4 protein-coding genes are annotated in these 5,812 nt (G+C 74.0%); 3 read left to right on the forward strand and 1 reads right to left on the reverse strand.

Annotated features, from left to right (window positions below; all coding sequences use genetic code 11):
• From ACXJKB_RS22595 to ACXJKB_RS22605, 3 genes are all read left to right on the forward strand, one after another.
• On the forward strand, positions 1–765 hold a 765-nt coding region (locus tag ACXJKB_RS22595), incomplete at its 5' end, for a 2-oxo acid dehydrogenase subunit E2 (RefSeq protein WP_457192445.1).
• Positions 766–1,021: 256 nt separating this feature from the next.
• On the forward strand, positions 1,022–4,531 hold the full coding sequence (locus ACXJKB_RS22600) for an ATP-binding cassette domain-containing protein (protein WP_457192447.1): 3,510 nt from the start codon (positions 1,022–1,024) through the stop codon (positions 4,529–4,531).
• 40 nt (positions 4,532–4,571) lie between these two features.
• Positions 4,572–5,462: a TIGR01777 family oxidoreductase gene (locus ACXJKB_RS22605; RefSeq protein WP_457192449.1), complete on the forward strand. Its 891-nt coding sequence runs from the start codon at positions 4,572–4,574 to the stop codon at positions 5,460–5,462.
• On the opposite strand, the gene ACXJKB_RS22610 is transcribed toward ACXJKB_RS22605, so the two are convergent.
• A partial coding sequence (locus ACXJKB_RS22610; protein WP_457192451.1) for a hypothetical protein occupies positions 5,408–5,812 on the reverse strand: 405 nt, incomplete at its 5' end. The two genes, ACXJKB_RS22605 and ACXJKB_RS22610, sit on opposite strands and share 55 nt — an antisense overlap.

The raw sequence follows: 5,812 nt of genomic DNA on the forward strand, positions 1-5,812 counted from the left end.
GCCGCCGGCGCTCCGCCCGCTGCTGCCGCTCCGTCGTCGGCCTCGCCGTCGCCGCTGCGTGGCACCACCGAGCCGCTCTCGCGCCTGCGCAAGGTGATCGCCACGCGCATGGTCGAGTCGCTGCGGGAGGCCGCCCAGCTGACGCAGGTCATGGAGGTCGACGTCACGGCGATCGCCCGGCTCCGCGAGGCGTCGAAGGCCGACTTCCTGGCCCGCGAGGGCGTGAAGCTGACCTACCTGCCCTTCTTCGCCAAGGCCGCGATCGACGCGCTCAAGCTGCACCCCAAGCTCAACGCAGCGATCGACACCGACAAGGGCGAGGTGACCTACTTCGACCGCGAGAACATCGCGTTCGCTGTCGACACCGAGAAGGGCCTGCTGACCCCGGTGGTCAAGGAGGCCGGTGACCTCTCGATCGCCGGGCTGGCGAAGAAGATCGCCGACGTCGCCGAGCGCACCCGCACCAACAAGATCACCCCGGACGAGCTGTCCGGCGGCACCTTCACCATCACCAACCTCGGCAGCTTCGGGGCGCTCTTCGACACCCCGATCATCAACAAGCCGCAGGTCGCGATCCTCGGCCCCGGTGCCGTGGTGAAGCGCCCCGTCGTGATCGACGACCCCAACCTGGGCGAGACGATCGCGGTGCGCCACATGGTCCACCTGTCGCTGACCTACGACCACCGCCTGGTCGACGGCGCCGACGCGGGCCGCTTCCTCCAGGAGGTCAAGAAGCGCCTCGAGGCCGGCCAGTTCGAGGTCTGAGGCCAGTCGCCGACCGACGCCCCGTCCACCTCGGTGGGCGGGGCGTCGTCGTACGCGTCCACCTCGGTGGGCGGGGCGTCGTCGTGCCGCGTCCGGGGGCCCGTTCGCCGGCCGCCGAGCGGTGCGTGAGCCACATTCACCTGCCCGGGAACGTAGGTGGCGCACCGCTCACGCGCGGCCCGCGCGGTAGCCGGGGTCACACGAAAATCGGGCGCGCGATGTCGGTCCCGACACGTAACGTCTGGTGATTGTGACGGTGACCGAGACGCAGACCCACCCGGCACCGGCGACCACGTCCGCGACCGACGGACTGCCGCCGGGTCGGATGCCTGTCGACTGGCACCGGGTCCGCCGTCCGCTGACCTATCTCTGCTTCTCGATGTCCCTGCTCGGCGCCGTCGCGGCGTCCCTCGGCACGATGGTCGCCGGACGCCTCGCCGACGGCCCGACCAGCACGCTCCTGACCCTCCTGGCGCTGTGTGTCGTGGGCGGGGCGGTGATCGACACGGTCGCCAAGACCATCTGGGCCACCATCTGCGACCGCGCCGAGGGGCAGCTGCGTGCCGACCTGCTCGACGCGGCCATGGCCCAGCCGCTGTCCGAGCTCTCCGAGCAGGCGGTCGGCGAGGTCCTCGACCGCATCGACGACGACACGTGGGAGGTCGGCCAGCTGATGCGCTGGGGCGTGTGGCAGGCCGCGCGCACCTTCCTCGCCTCCGGCCCGCTGTGGGTGGTCGCGTCCCTCACCTGGTGGCCGGCGGCCTTCCTGTTCCCGCTGACCGCAGTCGTCACCTACCTCTCGATCCGCCGCCTGCTCCCCCAGATCGCCCAGCGCAAGGTCGTCGAGGAGGCAGCCTGGACCGACCATGCCGCGTCGACCGAGGAGGGCGTCGCCGCCCGTGACGACGTACGCACGTCGCTGGGCCAAGCCCACGTGCTGCGCCGCAACGCCTACCTCGCGTCGGTCATCCACCAGACCCTCGACGCGGTCCTGGCCGTCGAGGTGCGGGTGACCCGACGCAGCGGCGGGCTGCTCCACGGAGCCCTCGCCGCGGTCGGCGTCGTCGGCGTCGCGCTGGTCCTGTCCGGGGACCTGTCGACGGCACGGCTGGTCACGCTGTTCCTCGTCACGACGATGTTCGTCGGGGGCGTCGACATGCTCGCCCGCCACCTGCCCGACCTCCAGGAGGGCTTCGGCGCCGTGCTCCGGCTGCGCGCCATGATGGCCTCGTCCGTCGAGCCCACGGGCGGCCTCCCCGTGCCCGACGGCCCGCTCGACGTGGAGTTCCGGCACCTGGAGTTCGCCTACGGCACAGGCACGTTCGCCCTCCGCGACGTCGACCTCCTGCTCACCGCGGGCCACACCTGCGCCCTCGTCGGTCGCACCGGGTCCGGCAAGTCCACCCTCGCGTCCCTGCTCTCCCGTGCGGTCGAGCCGCCCCGCGGCATGGTGTTCCTCGGCGGGGTCGACGTCCTCGACCTCGACCTGCAGCAGCTGCGCTCCTCGGTCGGCGTGGTCACCCAGCGCACCGAGGTCCTCGCCGGCACCCTCGCTGACAACATCACCCTGTTCGACGACGTCCCCCGCACGGTCGTCGAGGCGGCGGTGGCCGAGCTCGGCCTGACCGAGTGGGTCGCTGGGCTGCCCGACGGCCTCGACACCGTCCTCGGCCCGGGCGGCACCAGCCTGTCCGCCGGGGAGGAGCAGCTCGTCGCGTTCGCCCGGCTCCTCGTGCGCGACGTCAGCGTCGTCGTCCTCGACGAGGCCACGGCCCGCATGGACCCCGTCACCGAGGCCCGCGTCGTACGCGCCGCCGACCGGCTGATCTCGGGACGCACCGGCATCCTCGTCGCCCACCGGCTCTCCACCACCGAGCGCGCCGAGCAGGTCGCCGTCCTCGAGTCCGGTCGGGTGGTCCAGCAGGGTCCGCGCGCCCGTCTCGCCGCCGAGCCCGGCCGGTTCCGCGACCTCCTCGACGCTGCCGCCCACGAGGCGGTCGTCGAGGAGCACCACCACGACGACACCACCATCGGGTCGGTGCGCCGCAGCACCACTCCCCCGGCGCCGCCCGAGCTCGCCCCGACGCCGAGCCTGGCCCGGCAGGTGCTCCACACGATCAGCATGCAGCCGCAGTGGGGCCTGCTCGGAGCGGTCCTGTTCCTCGTCTCCTCGCTGACCGGCGCGTTCGGTGCGGTCACCGGCTGGGTGTGGGGCCACATCGTCACCGACCTGCAGGCGGGTGAGCGCCCCGAGCTCCTGGTCGTCGCGCTCGTCGCCTCGCTCCTCGTCGGCCCGCTCCTGCTCGCCCAGGCGTTCCGCACCTACCCGCACTGGTGGGTGGAGGTACGCCTCCGCGTGCGGGCCGCGGTCCTCCACGGGCAGACGTCCCAGCGCCGGCTGCTGCGCACGCCGCCCGGTGAGGTCGTCGCCCGCACGATGGACGCCGACCGGCTCGCGCGCTACACCGACCGCTGGGTCGACTTCGTCAACGGACTGATCATCGCCGTGGTGACTGCCCTGATCGCCCGCACGTGGCTGGCCGGCGCGGTCCTGCTCGCCGTCATGGTCGCGTCGGCCCTCGCCTCCACGCTGGGCCGCCGCGTCGCCGGACGCTCGGCCGCCGCCGCGTCGACCGCGCGCGCGAGGTTCGGGCAGTCGCTGGTGTCGGCGCTGGAGTCGGTGCGCACCGTCAAGCTCGCCGCGGCGACGCCGCAGGTCCACCAGCACCTGCGCGACGTCGACGGTGGCCGCGTGGACGCCGCCGTCCGCGAGCACCGCGTGCAGGCCCTCCTCGAGGGCGTACCCGTGGTCATGGTCCAGTGCGGCGTCGTCGCCGCGTGGGGCGGCCTGCTCACCGGCCGGTGGGAGCTCGCGACCGCGCTGCTCGTCGCCAACGCCGTCAGCGGCTTCGACTGGTTCGGTCGGGTCGCCGGCACGGTCGTGACCGAGGCGCCCGGCACCCGGGCCTGGATGAACGCCACCAGCGAGCTCGCCGGCGGCGGCGACCTGATGGACCTGCCCCCCGGCGTCGACCTCGTCCGCGGCACCGGGCCGGAGCCGTCCACGCCCCACCGCGACCCGCTGCGCACCCTCACCATCCGCGACCTCGCCGCGGTGCACGACGACGGCACGGTCGGCGTCCAGGACGTCGACCTCGACGTGCAGGCCGGCGAGCTGGTCCTGCTGCTCGGCCAGGTCGGCTCGGGCAAGTCCAGCCTGCTCAGCGCGCTCGCCKGCCTCGTCGGCAGCACGGGCGAGATCCGCTGGAACGACCGCCTCGTCGACGACCCCCAGACCACGCTGCGGCCCGGCCGCGTCGCCCACGTGGCGCAGGTGCCGCGGGTGCTTTCCGGCACGTTCACCGGCAACGTCGCGCTCGACCACGCCGACCGGTCGGTGGTGCCGGCGCTGGAGGCGGCCCGCATGGGGCGCGACGTCCGGGAGGCCGGTGGCGCCGATGCCGTCGTCGGCCACCGCGGCGTACGCCTCTCCGGTGGGCAGGTGCAGCGCCTCGCGCTGGCCCGGGCCCTGGCGACGGACGCCGACGTGCTGCTGGCCGACGACGTGTCGTCCGCGCTCGACGCCGCCACCGAGATCGAGCTGTGGCAGGCACTGCGGTCCCGGGGCACGGCCGTCATCGGCGCCACCAGCAAGGCTGCGGCGCTCGCGCAGGCCGACCGGGTCGTGGTGCTCGACTCCGGTCGCGTGGTCGACGACGGACCGTGGCACGAGCTGTCGTCGCGGTGGGCCCACCTGGCCGGCTGAACCACCCGTGGCCGCTTTGGTCGCATGGTTGGGTGGTGACATGCGCGTCGTCATCGCCGGTGCCTCGGGCTTTCTCGGGACCCACCTGTCCGACCACCTGCGGGTGCACGGGCACGAGGTGACGGCCCTCGTCCGGCGCGAGCCCGGCTCGGCCCACGAGTCCCGGTGGGACCCGGCTGGCGGCAGCATCGACGCCGCGGTGATCGAGGCCGCCGACGCGGTGGTCAATCTCGCCGGCGCGCCCATCGCCGGCAACCCGCACTCGAAGAAGTGGGCCCGGGAGGTGCTCGAGTCGCGGGTCTCGACCACCCGGCTGCTCGCCGAGACGATCGCCGAGACCGAGCGCCCGGCGGCCTTCCTCGCCGGCAACGGCATCGCCTGGTACGGCGACCACGGCGCGTCGCCGGTCACCGAGGACACCCCCAGCACGGGCGACGCGTTCCTCACCAACGTCTCCCACGAGTGGTCCGATGCGGCCGACCCGGCCCGCAAGGCGGGCGCGCGCGTGTGCGAGCTGCGGACCTCCCCGGTGATGGACCGCACCTCGCCGCCGCTGAAGCAGCTGCGCCTCCTCTTCCAGGCCGGCGGCGGCGCCCGGCTGGGGTCGGGCGAGCAGTTCATGCCGATGATCTCGCTGCGCGACTGGATCGGCGCGGTGAGCTACCTCATCGAGTCGCGCGACGTCTCCGGTGCCTTCAACCTCTGCTGCCCGAACACGCCGACCAACGCCGAGTTCACCAAGGCGTTGGCGGCCGCGCTGCACCGCAAGGCCCTCTTCGCCGTCCCGGCGTCCTTGATGAAGATGGCCGCCGGCGACCTCGCGCCGGAGGTGCTCGGGTCGGTCAACGCCCGGCCGGCCGCCCTGGAGCGGGCCGGCTACGACTTCGAGGACGAGGACGTGCGCGAGGTGCTGGCCGCCGCGCTGTCCTGATCGCGCACCTCGGCCACCACCCACCCCGCGCCCTCGCGGACCAGCACCACCTGTCGCGTGGAGGGTCGGTCGACCGGCAACGAGACGGGTGCGCCGGACCCGACGGCCTCCGCCCCGACGACGCGGTCCGTGACCACCAGCTCCAGCCGGCCCGGGGACCGGGCCGCCACCCGCAGGCCCAGCACCTGCGTCGTCATCCCCTCGACCCGGAGCCCGCGCCGGCCGTAGTCCCGCAGCAGCCGGACGTCGGCCGCGCCCGCGCCCGACCCGTCGGCGTACAACCTCTCGAGCGCACCCGCGTCGCCCTCGGCCCAGGCGGCGGACCGCCGCTCGTCCCAGGCCGCCAGCAC

The sequence above is a fragment of the Nocardioides sp. P5_E3 genome (assembly GCF_054049275.1).

Coding starts and splice junctions, on each gene's coding strand:
- ACXJKB_RS22605 (WP_457192449.1), top strand. CDS start 4,572: ATGCGCGTCGTCATCGCCGGTGCCTCGGGCTTTCTCGGGACCCACCTG.